Genomic DNA, 22,253 nt, shown 5'->3' on the forward strand with positions numbered 1-22,253 from the left:
TGCCTGCTAGGCTTCGAGCTTAAAAGCGCGCTCCTACCACTACCGTTTTCTTGTAGTCCTGCTTTTCCCCGCTGGGGCGTAGCAGCTCGATGTGCAGGATGTAGTAGCCCACGGGCACCTTGCGGCCCTGGTCGTTGAGGCCGTCCCACTGGAAAAAGCCGGTCGTGGCCAGGCTTTCATTGCGCACCAGGCGCCGGGCCAGCCGCCCCTGGGCGTCGTAGACGGTGATGCTGGTGGCGTAACCGGGCTGGTCCACGGTGTAGTTGAGGGTAGTAAAGTCCTGCTGGCCGTCGGCGTCGGGCGTGAATACTTCGGGCTCGAGCCTGAAGAGCTTGTCTCCCCCGGGGTCGTCTTGGTACTGCGAGTTGCGGCGGCCCGGAGTGGCATAGCCCACGGTGCTGGCAGCCGAGTGGAAGTTGCTGGCCACACTCGGCCCATCGGTGCGGATGCGCTCCAACGACACCCCATCCTTGGAATCGAGCAGGGCCAGGTGCTGGGCAGCGGTGTAGGCGTAGCGGTCCACAAGGCGCTTCTGCGAGTCGAACACCACTACCGTGCCTTCATCGTCGGGGAAAGTAGGCAGGGCGGGCATAGCCAGAAAAGCGGCCGGGTCGTGGGTGGGATACTGACTCTGCACCACGTCGGGCCGGGTGGTCAGCACTACCAGCTGGCCGGGTACCAGCACGTAGGGCCCGGTACTGATGGGTTCGGTAGCAAGGCTGCTGGCCGTCAGACTGCCCAGCTCCCAGCCCTGCAGGTTCAGGTACTTGGCGGAGCGGTTAATCAGCTCTACGAAATCGACGCCGCCGGTGCGGGGGTTGAAGAGGATTTCGTTGACGACCACATCATTTTCTGTTGGCGCCGAGGGCAAGCCAAAACTAGCCGTAGCTGCGGCCCCGGTGGCATTGCCGGCGCAGTCGGTGGCGCGCTGCACCGACACGGTAAGCGTCTGGCTGGCGGTCAAAGCCGAGCCCAGGGCCAGATCTACCGTTCGGAAGTCGGGGCCGGCTGGCGCCACCTGCACCACGCGCACCCCGTTGCTCAGCGTGTAGAGCCCAGGGTTGGCCGCGGCTACGCTGTCGAGCTTCTCCCCGAAAAACAGCCGCACGAGCGTGGGGCTGATGGCCACCGCCCGCAGCAGCGTGGGGGCCGTCCGGTCGGGGTTGCCGGCCCGCACCGAGTTGGCCCGGCCCGGGGTGCCGCCACTGGCGTCGGTGCTGGCCGTCCAGTTTTCGATACCGCCGCAGGGGTTGGCGGTATCCACCATTTCCAGGGCCCAGCCGCCTTCTTTCTTAGCGGCATCCTTGTACCAGGTGCTGGAGTAGCTTATTTCAAACAACGTGCGGCCGTCGCGGGCCCGTAGCACCAGCTGGTCGCCGTCGTTCGACAGGCTAGGGAAGTTGCTCAGGCCAAACACGGTGCCGTAGCGGGCAAACAAGGCCGTACGGGTACTGCTGCACACTACCGCATACTGGCCCGGCTGCAGGCGTGTCGTGTCCGGAAACACGGCGGCACTGCTGCTGCCGGGCTTCAGCAGGCGCACGCCGCCCAGGTCCAGAATGCGGGTGGTCGGGTTGTGAATTTCCAGGTATTCAGAGGCCGGCAAGCCCACCACTGGCGTTTCATCGGCCAGAATTTCGGTGATGAGCACCTGCCCGGCGGTTGGCACCGCAGGCAAACCAAACGTGACGGCAGCAGCGGCCCCGGTAGCATTGCCTACGCAGTCGACGGCGCGCTGCACGGTAGCAGTGTACACCTGGGCCGGGGCCAGCGGGCTTGCCAGCGTCAGCTCCACCGCCCGAAAATCGTAGGGCACCGGCGTCACCCGCTGAATGGTCAGGCCGGGCTGCATGCTATATAGAGCCGGGTCGGCCACCTGCACGCTGTCGAGCTTCTCGTCGAATTCCAGCCGCACCACGGTGGCGCTGACCACGGTGGCCCGGCGCAGCAGGGGCGCGGTGCGGTCGGGGTTGGTGGTGCGCACCGAATTGGCCCGGCCGGGCGTGCCGCCACTGGGGTCGGTGCTGGCCGTCCAGTTGGCGGCACCCGCGCAGGGGTTACCGGTGTTAATCATTTCCAGCGTCCAGCCTCCCTCCTTCTTGGTTGCGTTGCCATACCAGGCATCGGCGTAGCGCACTTCGAATACGGTCCGTCCGTCGCGCCCGCGCAACAGCAGCTCGTCGCCGGCATTGGTCAAGGACGGGAAGTTGCTCAGGCCAAACACTTTGCCGTAGGCCGCAAACTGGCTAACGCGGGTGCTGCCGCAGACCACGGCATACTCGCCCGGCAGTAGCTGGGCCCCGGCCGGAAACACGGCGGGCGGAGCAGTGCTGGACGTGCGCAGCAGCCGCACCCCGCCCAGGTCCAGGGCTTGGGTCGCCGAGGGGTTGTGGATTTCAACAAACTCGGAGGCCGGCAGCCCGACCACCGGCAGCTCATCGGCCAGAATTTCGGTGATGAGCAGCTGGTAGTAGCCCGGCGCGGCCGCCGGGGGCGTATACGTCAGGGTTGTCGTATAAGGGCCTGCGCTTCGGGAAATCAGGTCGGCCACGCGCACTACCGTCAGCGTGTTGGTACCCGGCAGCAAGTCGGCCGCCAGCGTGAGGTGCACCAAACCCAAATCGGCGGCATCGCGCACGGCACTCAGCACGGCGGGAGCCCCGGCGTTGAGTTGAAAATCGGTGGCGCGGGGCAGAAATACGGGTTCGTTGAAGAGCACATCTACCTGCCGGGCCCCCACGATACTGGCGCTTTGCAACAGCGGCGCATCATTATCGGTGATGCGGAAGTCGTCGAAGTAGAAGTTGCGGTTGTTGGTGGCCGAGTAGGTCAAGGCTACCCCGAAGTAGTTGCTGCGCTGATGGGTGGCGTCCGTCACGGTGCCTTCAGCGGTAAAATTCTGGCCGCCGGTCAGGTCGCGCTCCAGGGTCCAGACGTTCTGCACGGAGCGCGTCACCCGCACCCGGACCAGGTTGTTGGTTGTCGAGCTGAGCGTGGCGTTCTGCCCATCGATGATAACTGCGGCCGTGGTATTGGCATTTTTGCGAAACAAGGAAACCTCATCATCGGTACCTCCCAGGCGCACGAAATAGCCCTTGTTGGCCGTGGCCCGCACATCGGCCAGGTCCGAAACCAGCCACACCTCGGCGTAGTTAGAGCCGGAAGTAGCCAGGCGCAGGTTGGCCCAAAACTCCCAGGTAGTCCCCGTGGCATTCAGGCTGGCCGTTACCAAGTGGGTGTTGCTGGGGGTTACGGCCGGGCCGTTGCTTTGCAGTTGCAGGGCTGTATTCACCTGAAAATCAGCCGTACCGCCAATCCACTCGGGGCTTTGGGTAAAGTTGCCGTCGGTAAAGCTTTCGATGAGTTGGGCCCGCGCCGCGGGGCCCGGCAGGCCGAGCACCGCCACCAGAAGAAGGATAATTCTGCCTTTAAAATCTAACGCCCGGAATATTCTTGTTATGGTAGAAGTTATCTGCATAGTAGGTTTGTAAAAAAGCCGGAAGGCAGTGCATCTTCGCAAGTGCACGAACTGCCTAAGTAACTTGCTTTTCGCGACATTTGCCATGCGTACAGCCCAGCTGGCTGACGCTTTTTTTCTCTTATTGCCATGAAAGTAGCCGTAGTAGGTGCCACCGGCCTGGTCGGGGGCGAAATGTTGAAAGTGCTGGCCGAGCGAAATTTCCCGGTCACCGAGTTGTTGCCCGTTGCCTCGGAAAAATCCGTGGGCCTGCCCATTGAGTTCCAGGGCAAAACCTACCACGTCATCAGCATGGACGACGCCATTGCAGCCCGCCCCGACGTGGCCATTTTCTCGGCCGGCGGCAGCACTTCCAAAGAGCAGGCCCCGCGCTTTGCCGAAGTCGGCACCGTGGTAATCGACAACTCCTCGGCCTGGCGCATGGACCCCACCAAGAAGCTGGTCGTACCCGAAATCAACGCCAAGGAGCTCACGCCCGCGGACAAAATTATTGCCAACCCCAACTGCTCCACCATTCAGATGGTCCTCTCGTTGCACAAGCTGCACGAGGCGTTCAAAATCAAGCGCATCGTGGTGAGCACCTACCAGAGCGTGACGGGCACCGGCAAAAAGGCCGTAGACCAGCTCCTGGAGGAGCGCGCCGGCCAGACGGCCAGCAACCCGGCTTACCCCCACCGCATCGACCTGAACGTGCTGCCCCACATCGACGTGTTCGAGGACAACGGCTACACCAAAGAGGAAATGAAGATGGTGAAGGAAACCAAGAAAATTCTCGGCGACGACTCCATTCAGGTAACGGCTACCGCTGTGCGCATCCCCGTCATGGGCGGGCACTCGGAGTCGGTGAACGTGGAGTTTGCGCAGGAATTTGAGCTGCCCGAAGTGTACCGCCTGCTACGCGAAACCGAGGGGGTGGAAGTCGTGGACGATGTGGCCCAGAACAGCTACCCCATGCCCAAGGACGCCCACGGCAAAGACAGCGTGCTGGTGGGCCGCCTGCGCCGCGACGAAAGCCAGCCCCGCACCCTGAACATGTGGGTGGTAGCCGACAACCTGCGCAAGGGGGCGGCCACCAACGCCGTGCAGATTGCCGAGCACATGGTGAAGCTGGGTTTGCTGCCCAGCTAGTTTCAGCCTGCTTTTCATGAAACACGGTCTGCTGTTGCCTGCATTAATTAGTCTCTTAATTCCAGCTGGTGCCTCGGCACAAGCAATTGCTTCTTTTGCACCTGACACCACACGGTTAGGAGACAAGGTTTTTATCTATGTAGAGCAGCAGCCAGTGTTTCCTGGCGGACAGCAAGGCCTTTATCATACTATTGGCAGTAACATCTATTATCCAACCGATGCTTTACGGCAGCGCCTGGAGGGAAAGGTGTTTGTTGGCTTTGTGGTCGGCGCTTCAGGTGCGGTAGAAGATGTTAAACTCATTAGAGGTATTCATCCTTTGCTAGACTCTGAAGCTATGCGAGTTGTAAAACAGTTACCCCCCTTTACTCCAGGTAAGCAGTTAGGCCGCCCGGTGCGCGTAGCTTTTACGATTCCCATAGGCTTCCGCCTACCGCCCAACGTGGAGCAGATTCTAGCCGAGCGAGCCGCGCTCAAGCCCGACAGCACTACCCACTGAGTGACTTTTTTTAGAACAATCTTCCGGTCGTTCCGCAACTACCGGTACCACTTGAAGCTCAACTTTGGCAAGCGGCAGTGAAAGAAGTATCTTTCGCTGCCGCTTCTTTGTGGACTCGCTCCCCGGCCGCATTTTTTTATTTTATCCCTCTTTTTTCTTCTTTTTTATGCGTCTAACGCTACCCTTAGCCCTGGCCGCTACCTTGCTGCTAGGCAACAGCTGTGCTACTATTGTCAGCAAGTCGCGCTACCCCGTAGCTATTTCCAGCCAGCCTCCGGGCGCTACTTTTACCGTTACCGATATCGACGGCAAAGAAGTGTTCAATGGCGTAACGCCCATGGCCGTGCCCCTGAAGCCCGGCGCCGGCTACTTCAAGAAGCAGGAGTACACGATTAAGTTTTCCATGCCGGGTTACGAAACCAAAACCACGACCATCAGCGCCGACTTCAACGGTTGGTACATCGGCAACCTGCTGTTCGGGGGCTTTATCGGTCTGCTCATCGTCGACCCGCTGACGGGCGCCATGTACCGCATCACCGACAAGGAAGTACAGGGCGTACTCGTAACCGGTGGTCAAGGCATGGCTCCTTCCATGGAGAACAGCCTGCAAATTGTGTCTATCGAAGACGTGCCGCTGCCCCTGCGGGAGAAAATGGAGCCGCTGCCCTCGAAGCAGTAAGCTCCGAAAGCAAGCATAAAAAAAGGCGCCGAGGATTCGGCGCCTTTTTTTATGCTTGCGGCAGTTGAAACACGGCCCCGGCAAAGTCGAGCACGGCGCGGCGGGTTTCGGCGGGCTTTTCGTAGTAGGCCAAGTGCCCTACATCGGCCAGAAACAGGGCGTAGCTTACCGGGGCCAGGTGAGCCTGGGCCACCGACTGCTCCAGCGGTACGGCTACATCCTCCTTGCCGGCAATAAGCAATACCGGAAACTTAGCCGCCCGCAGGAGTTTGGTTCGGTCGGGGCGGGCGGCCATGGCCCGCATGCCGCCCACGATGGTTTCCGGGGGCGTGGCCTTGCCGATTTCCTCCAGAAACTCCCGCTGGGCGCTCATGGCCTCGCGGTGCACGGGCGCAAACAAGGGCCGGATAAAGGATTCCATAAACTTCTCCACCCCGTGCCGCTCCACGAAGGCCACGTTCTTTTCGCGGTTGGCCTTTTTCTCTTCGGAGTCGGCGTAGGCCGAGGAGTTGAGCAGGCACAGGCCGGCCACCCGCTCGGGCCACCGCTCGGCAAAGGCCAGGGCCGCGTAGCCGCCCATGCTGTGGCCCACCAGCAGGGCCTTATCGACGCCGGCACTGTGTAGCTTCTCGGCAATGTAGCGGGCCTGGGCTTCCATGGAGTAGTCGCGCACGTCGTGGATGTTGGTGCCGTGCCCGAGCAGGTTGAGGGTGATGATGCGGTATTGGTCGGGAAAGTCGCGGCAGAAGTCGGACCAGATTTCGCGGCTTTCGGCAAAGCCGTGGAGGAAGACAAGGGTAGGTTGGGTAGGCATAAGGAGAAATAAGAACGAGGTAGCGACGCGGACGGGCGGCCCCAAGGAGTGTCGTTCAACGACTGAGACGCAAATATGCTTCTCTACGCCCCAAACGCAAGGAAGCCGAAGCAGCACAGGCTACCTCGGCTTCGGGAATTATATCGGTGGGGCGGCGCTAAACCAACAGGGCAGATCCGCCGGCTTAGGTCCGGATTCCTCTATACTTAGGCCGTTACTTCGGCCTGCTGCTTCACAAACTGTACGTTGGCAAACAGCTTCACATCGTCGCCGAGCACGATAGAACCGGCTTCGGTTACGGCGTGGAAGGTCAGGCCGAACTCCTTGCGGTTGATTTTGCCGGTTACTTCAAAGCCGGCCTTCTCGTTGCCGTAGAAGTCGGTGGCGGTGCCGCCGTACTCCACGTCGAGGGTCACGGGCTTGGTCACGTCCTTCACCGTCAGGTTGCCGAGCAGCTTGTAGGTGTCGTCGCCGGTCTTGGTCAGGCCCGTCGATACGAAGGTAATCTGGGGGTAGGTAGCCACGTCGAAGAAGTCGTTGTTGCGCAGGTGCTCATCGCGCTGCTCCTGGTTGGTGTCGATGCTGTGTACATCCAACGAGAAGGTTACCTGGGCGTGCTCGAAGCTGTCATTTTCGGTCACGGCTTTGCCTTCAAACTTCTTGAACGAGCCCGTAACGGTCGAAATAACCAGGTGCTTGATTTTGAACTGAACTTCGGAGTGCGTAGGGTCGAGAACCCAAGTGGTAGTGGCCATGATGCGGTGAAATTGGGGGTTGTTGATTTCGGGTTAAAACTGGTTCAGCCGTAGGCGCCGAAGCTCCCGGCGGCTGAGTGATGCTGCAAATATACAACTAGTGTACATACATCAATGTACCTACATCATTTATTTTTATTTCGTTCATCCGCTTTCATTTTCGCCGTCCTGTTCACACTATCCTTTGCTCCTCCACAGGCACATAAAAAGCCCCACCGGACGAATCCAGTGGGGCCTTAAAAAAAGAAGCTGCTGCTTTCTACAGAACCACCGTTTCTACAGCGGCTTTGGCGACTACCTTGCCGTGCATCTCGCGCACAGCGGCGGCAATACCGTCGGCATCGAAGCCGCACTCTTTGTAGAGCTCATCCTGGGTACCGTGCTCGACTACCCGGTCCGGGATGCCGAGGCGCTTCACGGGCACCGCGTAGCCGTGGTCGGCCATGAACTCCAGCACCGCGGCGCCGAAGCCCCCAGGCAGGCAGCCGTCTTCCACCGTGACAATAGCTTTGTACTTGCTCAAGGCGGCGGCCAGCAGTTCCTCGTCGAGGGGCTTGGCAAAGCGCATGTCGAAGTGCCCCACGTTCAGGCCTTCGGCGGCCAGCTGCTGCGTAGCTTTCACGGCGTAGTTGCCGATGTGGCCAATGCTCAGAATAGCCACGCCTTCGCCTTCGCGCACCACGCGGCCCGTGCCCACGGCAATTTTCTTGAACGGAGTGCGCCACTCGGGCATCACGCCTTCGCCACGGGGGTAGCGGATCGTGAAGGGGCCCATGTCGGGCAGCTGGGCCGTGTACATCAGGTTGCGCAGCTCCTCCTCATTCATAGGGGCGGCTACCACCATGTTCGGGATGCAGCGCATGTAGGCAATGTCGTAGCAGCCGTGGTGGGTGGGGCCGTCGGCGCCGGCAAAACCAGCCCGGTCGAGGCAGAACACCACGTTCAGATTCTGCAACGCCACGTCGTGCAGCACCTGGTCGTAGGCGCGCTGCATGAACGACGAGTAGATATTGCAGAACGGCACCAGGCCCTGGGTAGCCAGGCCCGCCGAGAAAGTCACGGCGTGCTGCTCGGCAATGCCCACGTCGAAGGCACGGTCGGGCATGGCCTTCATCATGATGTTCAGCGAGCAGCCCGACGGCATGGCGGGCGTCACGCCCATTACCTTGTCGTTTTCCTTGGCCAGCTCCACCATCGTGTGCCCAAACACATCCTGATACTTAGGCGGCTGGGGCGTGGAATAGGTTTTCTTATGAATTTCGCCGGTAATCTTGTCGAACAACCCCGGGGCGTGCCACAGGGTCTGATCCTTTTCGGCCAACGCGTAGCCCTTGCCCTTCACCGTCACGCAGTGCAGGATTTTGGGGCCGGGAATGCTTTTCAGGTCGTTTAGAATGGTGGCCAGGTGCTGCACGTCGTGCCCATCCACGGGGCCGAAGTAGCGGAACTTGAGGGCCTCAAACAGGTTGCTTTGCTTGAGCAGCGTGGCTTTCATGGCCGACTCTACCTTGCGGGCAATCTGCTGGGGGTTGGGGCCAAACTTACTGAGCTTGCCCAGCACGTTCCACAGCTCGTCGCGCACCTTGTTATAGGTGCGGGAAGTAGTAATGTCGGTCAGGTATTCCTTGAGCGCACCCACGTTGGGGTCGATGCTCATGCAGTTGTCGTTGAGGATGACCAGCAGGTTGGAGTTGGCCACCCCGGCATGGTTCAGAGCTTCGAAGGCCATACCGGCCGTCATGGCGCCGTCGCCGATAACGGCAATGTGCTGCCGGTCCTTTTCACCTTTGTAATCGGAAGCCACGGCCATGCCCAGCGCGGCCCCGATGCTGGTGGAGCTGTGGCCCACACCGAAAGCATCGTACTCACTCTCCTTGCGCTTGGGAAAGCCCGACATGCCGCCGTAGCGCCGGTTGGTAGGGAATTGTTCCCGCCGCCCGGTCAGGATTTTGTGGCCGTAAGCCTGGTGCCCCACGTCCCACACGAGCTGGTCGTAGGGCGTATTGAACACGTAGTGTAGGGCTACCGTCAGCTCCACCACTCCGAGCGAGGCGCCGAAGTGCCCCCCGTAGATGGACACTGAGTCGATAATGAACTGTCGAAGCTCCTGGCTGACTTGCACCAGCTGGTCTTCACTGAGCTTTTTAAGGTCGTCGGGCGAGTTTATAGCCGCCAGCAGTTCACCGGGTTCGACAATCATCTTGGAAGAGGAGCAAGGAGGAGAGGTTCAGCAAGGCAACAGACAGAGGAGCCTAAAGGTTAAGCCTTTCGGAAATTTCCCCGCCTGTAACGCGCAAAGGTACGACTTTTCGCAGCTACCGGTTGTTGCTCGTCGGCACTGCCGCCGACCCGGGCAGCTCAGCCATAGAGTCAGGCCTTCAGTAAAGCATGATTTTGGCTAGTGGGGCTTAATCAGACTTTAACCCGAAAGGCTTAATTAATGCCTATTTTTGCCAGCCTCACCCCCTCTCCCACCTATGCCGCTCACCCAGCAGAACAATCAGGAGCAGCAACTGCTCGACAAGCTTAAACCGTCGCGCATCATCCTGCCGGTGCTTATCGGGCTGAGCGTGGTAGGTTTTATGTTCTGGCGCAGCTACCAGCCCGGCGACCTGGCCCCGCTGGCCGACGCCAAGCTGCACTGGCTGCTCATCATGCTGGCCGTTCTGTTGGCGCGCGACCTGGGCTACATCTACCGCATCCGCCACATTTCGGAACGAGTGCTGAGCTGGCGCCAAAGCCTGGACGTAATTATGATCTGGGAATTTGCCTCCTGCGTGCTGCCCTCGGCGGTGGGCGGCACGGCCGTGGCCTCTTTTATTCTCAACAAAGAAGGTATTTCGCTGGGCAAGTCGATGGCCTACGTGATGGTGACGGCCCTGCTCGACAACCTCTACTATGTCGTGACGGTACCCTTGGTGGTGTGGCTGGCGGGCAACGCGCTGTACCCGCACGAGGCTTTGCAGGGCGGCTTGGTGGCCACACTCAAAATAGCCTTTGTGGTGAGTTACGTACTGGTAACGCTCTACGCCTTGCTGATGCTCTACGCCATCTTCGTGAACCCTGAATCGGTGAAACGGCTACTGGTACGGCTCTTTTCTATCAAGGGCCTGCGCCGCTGGCGGGCCAAGGCCTACCAGCACGGCAACGAGGTAGTGTGGGCCTCGGCCCAGCTGCGCGGCAATGGGGCCGGCTACTGGCTGCGTGCCATTGGCTCCACCTTTTTCGTCTGGACGGCCCGCTACCTGGTTATCGGCTGCATTATTGCCGCCTTCGTGCACGTGAGTTGGGACGAGTTTCTGCTGATTTTTGGCCGTAACCTCACCTACAAGGTTATCCTGCTCATTGCCATTACGCCCGGCGGCGCCGGCATTGCCGAAGGAGCTTTCCCCACCTTTTTCGGCAAGTTTATCGGCACGCCTACTATGACTAACTTCGTGGTCCTGCTCTACCGCATGGTTACGTATTACCTGTACCTGATACTCGGGGCCGTTTTCCTGCCCCGTTGGGTAGCCCGGGTGTTTCGTGGGCGGCAGTCTGGGGCTAGGTAGAGCATACCCGCGCAGCTCTACAACCGGCGGGCTTTCCGCGTGAGCATCCCAGTCACTCCTTGCAAAGGGTGAGCTCGTAATGATTACGGTTTGCTGATTTCCAGTTGCGGAGCTGGTTCCGCGGGCTGCGGACGTTGGTAGCTTTGCCAGAACAGGAGCCGGTAAGGCACCTTCGCCACCTGCCAAAGCTCTCCGCGGCGAAGCTCCGGGTCTGCCTCGGCAGCCAGCAAATCGGCCGCGGCGGGCTGGGGCAGTGGGGTAAAATACTCCTCGCAGGACTTTTGGGCATAGAACGGTTTGCCGCCCAGCCGACGGCCAATGCTCACCGCTTGCGCTACGCTGCTTACCACGTGGTAACGCCCCTTGTCGCCCTGCTGCTTATACGTGACAACGTGGACCTTACGATGGTCGGAAAAAACGTCGGAATACAGGCGGGCAATGTCACTTTTCGTACCGTGGTATTTCCGGGCAATGGCATTGTTCTTCACCGTGTCTTCCTGCCATAACGCTTCGTAGCGCACCACGGCGTAATCGCGCTGGCGCACGTACACTTTCCCGGCGTAGCCACTGACCAGATACATGCCCGTCGCCCGATTGGTCGCGCGCTTCACGGCAAAGCGAATCACGTAGACCGTCTCACCGCCCCGCTGCTGGATGCTGTCTAGCTGCAGGTGGTACTTGCCTAGCGTACCCGTCTTGAAGAGGGGCGAAATGCGCACGGGGTCGGAGCCGGCCGTGAAGAAGCCATGGCCGGGTTCCAGGTATACCGAGCAATTGGCCGGCTCCTGGTCGGGTACCAGCGCGTGCTTTTCCCGCACCACATGGGTTTGTTTGGGTCCCAGCATCAGGAAGCCCCCGCCCCAGTCCTTGAACCCGGCCGGGTCGAGCACGTCACTTACATATTCTACCTCGTAGCGCAGGGTATCGAAATTGGTAATCCGGCGGTGGGAGTAGACCCGGGCAGTGTAGGCTTGCCGCTCGTAGTTGGCAGGCACTGCCTGAATTACCTTTTTCATAATCCGCCGCGGGTCCTGCGACTGGGCACTCACCCGAACATCAGCCAGGGCAAAGGCGGCGGGCACAAGCTGGACCACCAGCGGAGCCGCCGCCGAGCGGGCCGCCAACGCAACCGGCTCGTAGCCAAGGCTGCTGACCTGCACGATTTCGCCCGGCTGACTCGGCAACCGGAAACGGCCCTGGGCGTCGGCAATGGTTCCGGTGCTTCGGCTGGGTACAGCTATGGTCGCAAACGGAACGGGAGCAGCGGTTTTACGGTCGAGCACGATGCCCGTCAGCAGCAAGGCTGGTCCGGCCTTGCCCACGGGCCGGGTGGCGGGGTTCAACCCACGCCGCGGCGGACTCGTTGCGGCACCTGCTGGGCCGGCAGTAGCCGCCGCAGGTGCCACCGTAGCGCCCAGTGCCGCGTGCGGTGGGTTAACGGATGCCAGAAACAGAAACCCATCCACAACCTCACTCCAGGGCCCCGTCAGTGGCTTGTACTCGAAAGCGTAAGTCGTGAGCATTTGCCCCGGAGCATCGTGCTTCAGACTCACGAAGCTGTACTCCTGCCCTTTGGCCAATAGCTGCGCTTCCAGCGTACCAGCAGCGGGCGGAGGCACGGCCAGGGGTTTGCCCCAGGAGCCAAAACCGTGGGTGCCGCCGCCCGCCAGGGTGCCCAGCACGTACACCGCATCCGGGCCCAACTTGGCTTTCACGGCCTGCCCCATCGAGCGAAATTTCTTTACATCATCGCCACTCAGGACGGGCACCTGGTTGGCCAGGTGCCCTAGCGCCCCCCAGCAAATCACCTTTTCCCGAGGGTGGTGGCGCACGTACCAAAGCAGATTATCGGCCATCTGGGCATCGCGCGGGTTGCTGGTAGTGGCCGTCCACTCCGTAGAGTCGCGCACGCCGGGGTCGTTGGTGGCGTAGTCGTGGGCCAGGGCTTGCAGGCTGCGCAGGTTTTGCAGCCAGAACGTGGCCCGCTCCCGCCGCGGCGCATCGGCCCCGGCCGCAATTTTTTCCAGCAGCCGGCGGGCTTTGCCCAGTTGCACATCAAAAATCAGAAGCTGGTGGGTGGGCGGAAAAAGGAAGTTTTCCCCCATCGTACTCAGGCACTCTTCCAGGTAGTCGTAGGCTAACTCGCTGCTGCCTTTTTCGGGTTTTAGCAGCGCTTCCAACTCCTCTAACTGGCTTTCCTGGTAAGCTCCGCTGAGCTGATAATCGAAGCCCGCGACCCGCAGCCGCCCTTTGCCCAGCAGCGGCAGCAGGGCCTGAAACTCCTGGGTGCCGGTCCACACATGAAACACGCTGGCCTCAATAGCCTCTTGCACGGGCACGCCGGCCGAAATCTCCCGCTGGGCCTTGTCCAGCTCGTAGAATCCGCTTTCGAAAGCCACGGTGGTAAAGCCCAGCCGCTGCTGCAGGAAGCGTATCAGCCGAATTTTAGCTTCGGTCACATTCCCTTCGCCGTGGGTAGGCTCGCCCAGCATCACGACCTGCGCCTGGCCTATTTCCCGCGCCAGAAATTCCAGGTCGGCCAAGCTGGTATCCGTGGGGCTGATGCTGCGAACAGGGTGTATCGGCAAAGAAGCCTGGGCTCGAGCTGCGGTAGTAAAGGCCACCCACAGAACGCAGGCGGCCAGCAAACGGGAAATAAAAAACATGCCCTATAGATAAGCGTCACAAAAAATATAGAGCTAATCTAATTCTTTTTACCGGGCCTTGACCACCTGTCGAGCTTACCAAGCTAATTTACAGCTCAACTGGCGCTGTACCCAGCAAAAAAGGCTGCTTCCCGGGGTGGGAAGCAGCCTTTTTTGCTGGGTAGCTAAACCGGAAACTATTCCTTCTCGAGGCGCAGCTCGGCACCCTCGGGGCTTTTCAGCGTGAGCTTGTCGTCGGTCAGCGTCACCACGTCGAAGCTGTTGCTAGTGGCGGCGCCGTCGGGGGTCAGCATGATTTTCTTACCGGGCTGGTCAAAGGTGTACTTGCCATTCACGGCCCCGGCGGGCGAGGTCATGTTGTACTGGCCGTTGGCAAAGAAGGTGATCCGCTCGTCTTCCTGGGCGTCGGTCTGCTTTACTTTGTCGCCGCCGGCGCTGAGCTCTTTATCCGTTTTCCAGACTTTGCTTTCAGTGCCGTAGAGCATGTTGACGCCTTCTACTTTGCCTTCCTTGCTACCGCAGGCCGACAGGAACAACACGACCAGGGCCAGCAGGCTGGTCAGCAGACGAAAGGAAGTGGGGAGAGTTTTCATGGGGAAAGAAAGGGTTTTTAGGGGAGGACAAAAACACTGTGCTGGCCCCGCACAAGGGGCCATTGCTGCGGTTCTTACGCGGCAGAAGCTAAAGAGTTAAGCCCCCGACCGTTGGGCTTGGCCGCCTACAACCTATTTACCCTAAGGGCGTAAGAAGCCCTGATACCGTGGCCGTCAGGCACATGCGGTAGTTCTACTCCCCCACCTTAACCGACACACAACCATGGGACTGTTTGATTTCCTGACCAATAAAGGCGAAGAAAAACCCGTTCAACCCGCCGCCAAACCTCAGCCCGCCGGGGGCACCGATTTTTTTGGCAATAATGCGGCCCCGGCCGCTGCCCCCGCGCAACCCGCTGCCGCAAAGGGCGTCTCTTATACCGTAGTAAGTGGCGATTCGCTGTCCAAGATTGCCAAAAACCACTACGGTGACGCTTCCAAGTGGCACCAGATTTACGAAGCTAACAAAGCCATCATTGGCAATAACCCCGACCATATCGAAGTTGGGCAACAGTTAACGTTACCTACTATTTAGGTCCTTTTTTGCAGAAAAAGGTTGGAAACGCCGTCCTAGCTTAGGACGGCGTTTTTTCTTGCCCAATTTTTTGGAAAAACAAAAAAACTTTTTCCAGGATTTGGTCTTTTCAATTCCACCCGTACATTTGCAGTCACCAACCCGGTACTCCCCCAGAACGATGGGGCAGTTTTGAAAGAATTTATACAGAAGCGGCGAGAGAACAGGCTCCCTGACCCGCTGGCAACCTTCATCTGAATGAAAGGTGCCAATTCCTGCCCGCATGGCGTAAGGCCCGCGGGAGCTATAAGTCGAGTACCATGGAAAATAACCTCCCCTTCGTCTCTTTTGCCCCGTCCGCTTCAGCTGCCTTTGCGCCGGCTGAATTGCCGATGGGTTTTCGTGTTGCCACTGCTTCGGTCCTGGGCCAGCACAACGGGCGAATGCGAATGTGTTGTTGGAACCAGTGTTGTTGCTAGCCCGCTGAGCGCTTAGCGTCCCCCTCCCTCCTTGTTACTTTCTGACTTACCCACGGTGCAGGGCCAGTTGCTGGCACGCTTCATCGCAGGGGTTGGTCTGGCTCCGACGCAGCCTTACGCGGGCTCCGGACGCTACTGCGGTTGCCGCCTTACCAAGCGCAACCTGCTGACAATCCGAAACTTCTTTCCAAGACACTTCCTAACCCAGCTCCATCATGTCTACGCAAGCCCTGCAATTCGAGACCCTGCAACTACACGCCGGCCAGCAGCCCGACCCCACCACCGGTTCGCGCGCTGTGCCGCTCTACCAAACGACTTCCTACGTATTCAAGAATGCCGAGCACGGCGCCAATTTGTTTGCCCTGAAGGAGTTCGGCAACATCTACACCCGGCTGATGAACCCCACGACCGACGTGTTTGAGCAGCGCGTAGCCGCTTTGGAAGGCGGCGTGGCGGCCTTGGCGACGGGTTCCGGACAAGCGGCTCAGTTTATTGCCCTCAACAACATCCTGCAGGCCGGCGACAATTTTGTGAGCAGCTCGCACTTGTATGGTGGCACCTACAATCAGTTTAAGGTAGCCTTCAAGCGGCTGGGTATCGAAGTGCGCTTTGCCGACGGCGACAATCCGGCGTCCTTCGAAGAGCTCATTGACGAGAATACCAAGGCGCTGTACCTGGAAACTATTGGCAACCCGAGCTTCAGCGTGCCGGACTTTGAAAAAATTGCGGCCATTGCCGACAAGCACGACCTGCCGCTGGTGGTCGATAATACGTTTGGGGCGGGCGGCTACCTGTTTCGCCCCCTGGAGCACGGCGCCCACATTGTGGTAGAGTCGGCTACGAAGTGGATTGGCGGCCACGGCACCAGCATCGGCGGCGTCATCGTCGACGGGGGCAAGTATGACTTCGGCAACGGCAAGTTTCCGCAGTTTACCGAGCCTTCGGAGGGCTACCACGGGCTGGTTTTCAACGACGTGTTCGGCAAGAACGGGCCGTTTGGCAACATCGCCTTTATCATCCGGGCCCGGGTAGAAGGCCTGCGCGACTTTGGCCCGGCCATCAGCCCCTTCAACTCCTGGCAGCTGCTCATCGGCCTCGAAACCCTGAGCCTACGCGTGGACCGCACCGTGGAGAATGCCCTGCGCGTGGCTACCTGGCTCGAGCAGCATCCGCAGGTGGAGAGTGTAAATTATCCGGGCTTGAAGAGCAGCCCGTACAACGCGCTGGCGCAGAAATACCTCAAGCGCGGCTTCGGCGGCGTGCTGACCTTCAGCATCAAGGGCAGCAAGGAAACGGCCACGCAGTTTATCGACAACCTGAAGCTGGTGAGCCACCTGGCCAACGTGGGCGACGCCAAGACGCTGATTATTCAGCCCTCGGCCACTACCCACCAGCAGCTGTCCGAGGAAGAGCAGCGCGCCGCCGGCGTGACGCCCACCTCCCTGCGCTTGTCGGTTGGCATCGAACATTTCGACGATATCCGCGCCGACCTGGCCCAGGCCTTCGAAGCCGTGCGCAATGCTGCCCCCGTGACTTCGGACAACGAAGACGAGGCGCTGGTGCAGCCCGAAGTAGAACACGCTGCCCCGCTGGAGGTCTAAAGTAGAGAGGAGACGTGGCTAGCCCCATATGGACTGGCCTGCTCCAGCTACGGCAGCACTGGGAATGGCAGGGTGAGGAGTTGTGAGAGAGGAATCATCCTGACCATTCCGCAATAGCCCGGGTTGAGCCGGTAGCGGCGGTCCAAATCCTTCATTGGGTGGGACTGATGCTAGAGAGGACCGACCAGCCGGTTCAGCCCGCGCGCTATTGTACTGACATCCCCGAGGAACAGCTGGCCTTGACTAGCCTGCTTCTTCGCTAACCATCTTTTGCAACATGACTCAGCCACGGCTTTTGAACCTTCCGGCGGGACTCGCGCTTGAAAGCGGCGCGACGCTGGCTCCGGTGCAGATAGCCTACCATACGTTCGGCACGCTCAACGACGCCCGCGACAACGTGGTCTGGGTGTGCCACGCCCTGACGGCCAACGCCGACGTGCTCAGCTGGTGGGCCGGCCTGTTTGGCACCGGCGACTACTACGACCCGGCCGACTGGTTTATCGTCTGTGCCAACGTGCTGGGCTCCTGCTACGGCAGCACCGGCCCGCTAACAGCGGCCAGCGAAACCGCCCAGCCCCTGTACCAGCAGTTTCCGCTGGTAACCATCCGGGATATGGTAGCGGCGCACGAAGCCCTGCGTCGGCAGCTGGGCCTGGAGAAAATTCATACCCTGATTGGCGGCTCACTCGGGGGGCAGCAAGCCCTGGAATGGGCTATTGAGCAGCCCCAGGTGTTTGCGCACCTGGTAGTGCTAGCCACCAATGCGCAGCACTCCCCCTGGGGCATTGCCTTCAACGAAGCTCAGCGCCTGGCCATCTTCGCCGACCCTACCTACCACCAGGCGACGCCAACCGGCGGCCAGCAGGGCCTGAAAGCCGCCCGGGCCACGGCCCTGCTCAGCTACCGCAGCTACGAGGCGTATGGCCGCACTCAGGCCGAGCCGGATGCCAGCAAGCTTGATGCGTTTCGGGCCAGCTCCTACCAGCAGCACCAGGGCGACAAGCTCGTGGCCCGCTTCAATGCCTACAGCTACGTGGCACTTTCCCGCACCATGGATACCCATCACGTAGGCCGCGGCCGGGGTAGTGCGGCCTTGGCCTTAGCCCAGATCAGGGCCCGGACTCTGGTTATTAGCATTAGCTCCGACGTGCTGTTTCCGCCCGCCGAGCAGCAGTTTCTGGCCCGGCACGTCGTGGGTGCCACCTATGCCGAAATGGATTCGGAGTACGGCCACGACGGATTCCTGATTGAAACGGCCCAAATCACGCATTTACTCGAACAGTTTTATGTCCCTAGCCTTGTCCACTAACGCTACTATATCGGCGGCATCCCCAGCCCCAGCTCTGCGCATCGGCCTTATCGGCTTTGGCTGCGTAGGTCAGGGCCTCTACGCTATTCTGCAGCAGGTGCCGGGTTTGGGTTTTGAGGTGGGCCGCATTGCAGTAAAGAGCCCCGACAAACCTCGCTCCTTGCCCAAGGAGGCGTTTAGCTTCCAGGCCGATGAGCTGCTGCACGACCCCGCGCTGGATGTACTGGTTGAGGTGATTGACGACGCCGAGGAAGCATTTCGCCTCGTTAGCACCGCCCTGCGCCAGGGCCGGCGGGTGGTTACGGCCAACAAGGCTATGGTAGCCCAGCACCTGCCCGAGCTGGTAGCCTTGCAGCATGAGTATGGCGGCACGCTGCTCTACGAAGCCGCCGTGTGCGGCAGTATTCCCATTATTCGCACGCTCGATGCCTACTTCGGGCAGGAGCCGCTGCGCAGCGTAAGCGGCATTTTCAACGGCTCCTCCAACTACGTACTGACCCGCATGGGCCAGGATGGCTCGGAATACGCCCCGGCCTTGGCCGAAGCGCAGCTCAAGGGCTTTGCCGAAACCGACCCCACCCTGGATATGGCCGCCTTCGACCCTCGTTCCAAGGCCATTATTCTGGCGGCTCACGCGTATGGGGTGCTGTTGCAGCCCGACCAAGTGTTGAACCTGGGCATTGAAAACGTCAGCGCCACCGACATTGCCTACGCAGCTATTGCCAACCAGAAAATCAAGGTGGTAGCGGGTCTGTATCTGCTGCCCGACAACCAGCTGACGGTGCTGGTGACCCCACAGTTTGTGGACCAATCGTCCCCGCTCTACGCCGTGGACGATGAATTCAATGGGGTGGTTATTGAAGCCGAATTTGCCGGCACGCAGTTTTTGCGGGGCCGCGGGGCCGGCGGCCACCCCACCGGCTCGGCCGTGCTAGCCGATCTGGCGGCGCTGCGGGGCAACTTTCACTACGCCTATCCGAAGCTGGCCGCCGCTCAATTGGGCTACACCACCGACCTGGAAATCGAGATTTACCTGCGCACCGACGACGAACTGATCCTGGACCAGTTGGGCTTTACCGACATTACGGAGGAAGCTGACGAAGATGGCTACATCGTCGGGTTTGTGCCGCTCGATGCCCTGCTGCAGCACCGCGACCGGCTGCGCCAAGCAGGGGCCTTTGTGGCCCGCACCGGCAACGTGCGCCCCGCCACCCAGCCCGCCGATACGCTGGCGCTGGCGGAGGTGGAATAATACCCCGTCCTTTTTTCTGCACGAAAAAAGCCTTTCCCAGCTGGGAAAGGCTTTTTCACGTTAATACATGCTGCAACAACCCGCTTATTCGAACACGAGGCGGTGCGGAGTCAGGCCGGGGCCCCGTAGCAGGTACACGCCCGGCTTTAACTGTTCCCGGCGAATGAGCTGCTCGGCCTTCTCCCAACGAATCCGGCGTACTACGCGGCCGGTAGCATCCAGCAGCTCCAGTTCCCGCGGCCGGAAAGCTGTGGCGGTAGCCGCAGTAAGCTTCACGGTTTCGGCGGCGGGCAACGGATACAACTCCAGGGAGGTAAGGCTGGCCGCCGCCCGGGTGCCCGTAACGGTACCGGGCTGGCGGAGCACGGGCCGCAGGAAGTCGCGCACGAAGCGAAAGGTCGTATCCATGTATGCCAGGTTTCGGGCGCTGGTGCCGCTGTAGGGCACGTGCCCGGCATTCTTAAAGCTATAGAGCGGGTTGAGTACGCTCACGGCATCGGCACGGGGCTTCAGGGCGCCGCTGCCGTACACTTGCTGGGGTGGCAGCCCGCTTCCGACGGTGCCTTTGCCATAGGGCACGGTGCCATCGGCGGTGCCGTGCAGGCTCACGAAGGGCACATTGCCGGGCTCTATCCACTGGGGCCGGCCCAGGGCCCCGCACAGATTAACGACGCCCCGCACGGCACTGGAGTAGCCGGGGTTACCGCTGTTGCCTTCCAGACCGCCTAATTGGTCTAAGTTGATGTAGTCGGGTACTTCGCTGGGCTTATCCAGATAGCCGAGCTGCAAGGCCATAAAAGCGCCGGCCGAGCTGCCGGCCGCGAAAATATAGCCTGGATGAATACGGTAGGTTTTGGTGGTAGCCGCATCCTGCCGAAAAAAGCGTACGGCCGCCCGCATATCCTGGCTGGCCCGAATCGAGGCCCGGGCAATGTTGACGGTATCGAAGGGAAAGAACAGCAGGCGGTAGTCGATGCTGGCCGTGACGTAGCCCAGGCGGGCGTAGCGCTGGCACAGCTCGGTCACGTCCTGGTCGGTTTTGGCCCCGCTGACAAAGCCTCCGCCGTGGGCAAACACTAGTAGCGGCCGGCGCCGCACCGTGTCGCCGGTCGGCTCGTAGATGTTCATGGTCAGCGTTTGGGTATTGCCCAGATAATTCACGGCCGAGCCAAACACCACGTTGCTGCGCGTAGTAAGGGCCGGAAAGATGGGCTGGTGGTAACGGCCCCGGGTGGTATCAATCTGGGCCTGGGCCCGCACCAGCGGCACGGCCAGTACCAGCAGCAGGAGGAAGAGGAGAAGTTTTTTCATCTGAAGCGGAAGTAAACACGAATAGGTAGGACGAAGCCCGGGGGTGCAAGGTTACTATTCAGGAGCTTACCCAGGCAGCTCTTTAGCGGAGTTTGGGTACAAATACCGTGATTCAATGCGGAAACGCTTGGGGTAGCGGCCCTGGTTGAGTAGGTTTGCCCTGTTCCGTCAGCTTCCCTGCTATGCCTCTTACCCCTCCTGCCCTGCGTCCCCACGACCGGGTTGCCATTGTGAGTACCGCCCGCAAAGTGTCGCGCGAGGAAATGGCTGCTGCCGTCGATATTTTGACCAGCTGGGGGCTGGAAGTGGTGTTGGGTGAGTCTACCACGGCTGAACACCACCAGTTTGCCGGCACCGACGAAGTGCGGCGCCGCGACTTGCAGCAGCAGCTCGACGACCCCAGTATTCGGGCCGTTCTGTGCGCCCGGGGCGGCTACGGCACCACCCGCATCATCGACCAGATTGACTTTTCGGGTTTTGCTCAGCACCCGAAATGGGTAGCCGGCTTCAGCGACATTACCACGCTCAACTGCCACCTGCTCAACCTGGGTTACGAAAGTATCCACGGGGTGATGCCGTTCATCTTTAACCAGACTGGTGGCGAGCAGGCCCTGGAAACCCTGCGGCAGGCGCTGTTTGGCGAGCCGGCAGCCTACTCCACGCCAGCCCACCCGCTCAACCGCCCGGGCACGGCTACCGGCGAGCTGGTCGGTGGCAACCTGACGCTGCTGCAAAACCTGAGCGGCACCGCTTCGGACTGCGCCCTGGCTGGCCGCATTTTATTTGTGGAGGATGTGGCCGAATACCTCATGAATATCGACCGGATGATGGTCCACCTCGACCGTAGCGGCAAGCTGCGCAACTTGGCCGGCCTGCTGGTGGGCCACTTCACCGACTCGCTCGACAACGCCGTGCCCTTCGGCCAGACGCCCTACGAAATCATTGCTACCTACGCCAACAAGTATCATTTTCCGGTAGCCTACGGCTTCCCAGTCGGCCACGAGCCCCAAAACGTGGCCCTGATTTGCGGCCGGCCCGCGCAGCTAAGCGTTACACCCGCTGGCACCAAGCTCAGCTACCTTTAACCGTTTGTTATGTCGATAGTCATTCGAGAACTTTCCGCGGCGGAAGCCATGGCGCAAGTGCCCGCCCTGACGGCCTTGTTTCAGGACGCCCTGGACTCGGGAGCAGCCCTGGGCTTTCTGCCCCCGCTGGCTCCTGGTGAGCTGGAGGAATACTGGCAGGAAGTAGCCCAGGCGGTGGCCGCCGGCCATCGGGTGCTGCTGGTAGCCGAAGAAAACGGGCAGGTGCTGGGCACCACCCAGTTGGATCTGGCCACCAAGTCGAACGGCCTGCACCGGGCCGAAGTCTGCAAGGTGATGGTGCACCGCCAGGCCCAGCGCCGGGGTGTGGGCCGCCAGCTGCTGCTAGCCACTGAGGCCAAAGCCCGGGAGCGGCAGCGCACCACCCTGATTCTGGACACCCGCCAGCACGACCACGGTGAGCGGCTCTACCAGAGTGTGGGCTACCAGGTCGGCGGCGTTATCCCGGACTTTGCCCGTAGTGCCTCCGGTGAGCTGCACGCCACGGTTATCTACTACAAGCTGCTGACCTGAGCCGCATC

General features: G+C 60.6%; 17 protein-coding genes and 1 riboswitch. Of the genes, 10 read left to right on the top strand and 7 right to left on the bottom strand.

Going from position 1 to position 22,253, the window contains the following annotated elements; translation table 11 throughout:
• Positions 1-19: 19 nt before the first annotated feature.
• Positions 20-3,406 carry a lamin tail domain-containing protein gene (locus tag E5K02_RS12645; protein ID WP_167856385.1) on the bottom strand — a complete coding sequence of 1,129 codons (3,387 nt, stop codon included), beginning with the start codon at positions 3,404-3,406 and terminating at the stop codon, positions 20-22.
• Between the two features lie 201 nt (positions 3,407-3,607).
• Here E5K02_RS12645 and E5K02_RS12650 point away from each other — a divergent pair, with 201 nt between their 5' ends.
• The 3 genes from E5K02_RS12650 (at position 3,608) to E5K02_RS12660 (ending at position 5,784) form a co-directional block, all read left to right on the top strand.
• Positions 3,608-4,606: an aspartate-semialdehyde dehydrogenase gene (locus E5K02_RS12650; protein ID WP_135395144.1), complete on the top strand. Its 999-nt coding sequence runs from the start codon at positions 3,608-3,610 to the stop codon at positions 4,604-4,606.
• A 16-nt stretch (positions 4,607-4,622) separates the two neighbouring features.
• Positions 4,623-5,105 carry an energy transducer TonB gene (locus E5K02_RS12655; protein WP_135395145.1) on the top strand — a complete coding sequence of 161 codons (483 nt, stop codon included), beginning with the start codon at positions 4,623-4,625 and terminating at the stop codon, positions 5,103-5,105.
• Between the two features lie 166 nt (positions 5,106-5,271).
• Positions 5,272-5,784 (top strand): peptidase associated/transthyretin-like domain-containing protein, encoded by a 513-nt coding sequence (locus tag E5K02_RS12660; RefSeq protein WP_135395146.1) that lies wholly within the window; start codon positions 5,272-5,274, stop codon positions 5,782-5,784.
• Between the two features lie 49 nt (positions 5,785-5,833).
• Here the strand turns inward: E5K02_RS12660 and E5K02_RS12665 are convergent, their stop codons facing one another.
• The 3 genes from E5K02_RS12665 to dxs all read right to left on the bottom strand — a co-directional run bounded on the left by E5K02_RS12665 (position 5,834) and on the right by dxs (position 9,553).
• Positions 5,834-6,598, bottom strand: coding sequence for an alpha/beta fold hydrolase (locus E5K02_RS12665; protein WP_135395147.1), 765 nt, complete (start codon positions 6,596-6,598; stop codon positions 5,834-5,836).
• Between the two features lie 206 nt (positions 6,599-6,804).
• Positions 6,805-7,353, bottom strand: coding sequence for a YceI family protein (locus tag E5K02_RS12670; protein WP_135395148.1), 549 nt, complete (start codon positions 7,351-7,353; stop codon positions 6,805-6,807).
• A gap of 259 nt (positions 7,354-7,612) precedes the next feature.
• Positions 7,613-9,553: a 1-deoxy-D-xylulose-5-phosphate synthase gene (gene dxs, locus E5K02_RS12675; RefSeq protein ID WP_135395149.1), complete on the bottom strand. Its 1,941-nt coding sequence runs from the start codon at positions 9,551-9,553 to the stop codon at positions 7,613-7,615.
• Positions 9,554-9,830: 277 nt separating this feature from the next.
• Here dxs and E5K02_RS12680 point away from each other — a divergent pair, with 277 nt between their 5' ends.
• Positions 9,831-10,904 (top strand): lysylphosphatidylglycerol synthase transmembrane domain-containing protein, encoded by a 1,074-nt coding sequence (locus E5K02_RS12680; RefSeq protein ID WP_135395150.1) that lies wholly within the window; start codon positions 9,831-9,833, stop codon positions 10,902-10,904.
• An 83-nt stretch (positions 10,905-10,987) separates the two neighbouring features.
• On the opposite strand, the gene E5K02_RS12685 is transcribed toward E5K02_RS12680, so the two are convergent.
• Together E5K02_RS12685 and E5K02_RS12690 are read right to left on the bottom strand one after the other, a co-directional pair.
• Positions 10,988-13,570 carry an erythromycin esterase family protein gene (locus E5K02_RS12685; protein WP_135395151.1) on the bottom strand — a complete coding sequence of 861 codons (2,583 nt, stop codon included), beginning with the start codon at positions 13,568-13,570 and terminating at the stop codon, positions 10,988-10,990.
• A 176-nt stretch (positions 13,571-13,746) separates the two neighbouring features.
• Entirely contained in the window at positions 13,747-14,163 is a 417-nt protein-coding gene (locus tag E5K02_RS12690; RefSeq protein WP_135395152.1) for a hypothetical protein, read from the bottom strand.
• A 223-nt stretch (positions 14,164-14,386) separates the two neighbouring features.
• On the opposite strand from E5K02_RS12690, the gene E5K02_RS12695 reads away from it, so the two are divergent.
• The 4 genes from E5K02_RS12695 to E5K02_RS12710 all read left to right on the top strand — a co-directional run bounded on the left by E5K02_RS12695 (position 14,387) and on the right by E5K02_RS12710 (position 19,318).
• The gene (locus E5K02_RS12695) at positions 14,387-14,698 is read left to right on the top strand and encodes a LysM peptidoglycan-binding domain-containing protein (RefSeq protein WP_135395153.1); all 312 of its coding nucleotides are present in this window, start codon (positions 14,387-14,389) and stop codon (positions 14,696-14,698) included.
• 178 nt (positions 14,699-14,876) lie between these two features.
• A riboswitch (SAM riboswitch) is annotated at positions 14,877-14,990 on the top strand.
• Between the two features lie 381 nt (positions 14,991-15,371).
• Positions 15,372-16,757 carry an O-acetylhomoserine aminocarboxypropyltransferase/cysteine synthase family protein gene (locus E5K02_RS12700; RefSeq protein WP_135395154.1) on the top strand — a complete coding sequence of 462 codons (1,386 nt, stop codon included), beginning with the start codon at positions 15,372-15,374 and terminating at the stop codon, positions 16,755-16,757.
• A gap of 295 nt (positions 16,758-17,052) precedes the next feature.
• Positions 17,053-18,066, top strand: coding sequence for a homoserine O-acetyltransferase MetX (metX, locus tag E5K02_RS12705; RefSeq protein WP_240737268.1), 1,014 nt, complete (start codon positions 17,053-17,055; stop codon positions 18,064-18,066).
• Complete coding sequence (locus E5K02_RS12710) at positions 18,044-19,318, top strand: homoserine dehydrogenase (protein ID WP_135395156.1); 1,275 nt, start codon at positions 18,044-18,046, stop codon at positions 19,316-19,318. The genes metX and E5K02_RS12710 overlap by 23 nt, the downstream gene beginning before the upstream one ends.
• An 84-nt stretch (positions 19,319-19,402) precedes the next feature.
• Here the strand turns inward: E5K02_RS12710 and E5K02_RS12715 are convergent, their stop codons facing one another.
• Positions 19,403-20,629 carry a carboxylesterase family protein gene (locus E5K02_RS12715; RefSeq protein WP_135395157.1) on the bottom strand — a complete coding sequence of 409 codons (1,227 nt, stop codon included), beginning with the start codon at positions 20,627-20,629 and terminating at the stop codon, positions 19,403-19,405.
• Positions 20,630-20,811: 182 nt separating this feature from the next.
• On the opposite strand from E5K02_RS12715, the gene E5K02_RS12720 reads away from it, so the two are divergent.
• Together E5K02_RS12720 and E5K02_RS12725 are read left to right on the top strand one after the other, a co-directional pair.
• A complete protein-coding gene (locus tag E5K02_RS12720; RefSeq protein WP_135395158.1) occupies positions 20,812-21,714 on the top strand; it encodes a S66 peptidase family protein in 903 nt (300 codons plus the stop codon).
• Between the two features lie 9 nt (positions 21,715-21,723).
• Positions 21,724-22,245, top strand: a complete 522-nt coding sequence (locus tag E5K02_RS12725; RefSeq protein ID WP_206025955.1) for a GNAT family N-acetyltransferase — start codon at positions 21,724-21,726, stop codon at positions 22,243-22,245.
• The last annotated feature ends 8 nt before the right edge of the window (positions 22,246-22,253 follow it).

It is taken from the genome of Hymenobacter metallicola (assembly GCF_004745645.1).
Taxonomy (GTDB): Bacteria; Bacteroidota; Bacteroidia; order Cytophagales; family Hymenobacteraceae; genus Hymenobacter; species Hymenobacter metallicola.

Bases quoted from the DNA above. Each gene is read 5' to 3' on its own strand.
- E5K02_RS12720 (WP_135395158.1), top strand. From the start codon at position 20,812: ATGCCTCTTACCCCTCCTGCCCTGCGTCCCCACGACCGGGTTGCCATT.
- E5K02_RS12665 (WP_135395147.1), bottom strand. From the start codon at position 6,598: ATGCCTACCCAACCTACCCTTGTCTTCCTCCACGGCTTTGCCGAAAGC.
- E5K02_RS12700 (WP_135395154.1), top strand. From the start codon at position 15,372: ATGTCTACGCAAGCCCTGCAATTCGAGACCCTGCAACTACACGCCGGC.
- E5K02_RS12695 (WP_135395153.1), top strand. From the start codon at position 14,387: ATGGGACTGTTTGATTTCCTGACCAATAAAGGCGAAGAAAAACCCGTT.
- E5K02_RS12650 (WP_135395144.1), top strand. From the start codon at position 3,608: ATGAAAGTAGCCGTAGTAGGTGCCACCGGCCTGGTCGGGGGCGAAATG.
- E5K02_RS12670 (WP_135395148.1), bottom strand. From the start codon at position 7,353: ATGGCCACTACCACTTGGGTTCTCGACCCTACGCACTCCGAAGTTCAG.
- E5K02_RS12655 (WP_135395145.1), top strand. From the start codon at position 4,623: ATGAAACACGGTCTGCTGTTGCCTGCATTAATTAGTCTCTTAATTCCA.
- E5K02_RS12680 (WP_135395150.1), top strand. From the start codon at position 9,831: ATGCCGCTCACCCAGCAGAACAATCAGGAGCAGCAACTGCTCGACAAG.
- E5K02_RS12725 (WP_206025955.1), top strand. From the start codon at position 21,724: ATGTCGATAGTCATTCGAGAACTTTCCGCGGCGGAAGCCATGGCGCAA.
- E5K02_RS12685 (WP_135395151.1), bottom strand. From the start codon at position 13,570: ATGTTTTTTATTTCCCGTTTGCTGGCCGCCTGCGTTCTGTGGGTGGCC.
- E5K02_RS12690 (WP_135395152.1), bottom strand. From the start codon at position 14,163: ATGAAAACTCTCCCCACTTCCTTTCGTCTGCTGACCAGCCTGCTGGCC.
- E5K02_RS12715 (WP_135395157.1), bottom strand. From the start codon at position 20,629: ATGAAAAAACTTCTCCTCTTCCTCCTGCTGCTGGTACTGGCCGTGCCG.
- dxs (WP_135395149.1), bottom strand. From the start codon at position 9,553: ATGATTGTCGAACCCGGTGAACTGCTGGCGGCTATAAACTCGCCCGAC.
- E5K02_RS12710 (WP_135395156.1), top strand. From the start codon at position 18,044: ATGTCCCTAGCCTTGTCCACTAACGCTACTATATCGGCGGCATCCCCA.
- E5K02_RS12660 (WP_135395146.1), top strand. From the start codon at position 5,272: ATGCGTCTAACGCTACCCTTAGCCCTGGCCGCTACCTTGCTGCTAGGC.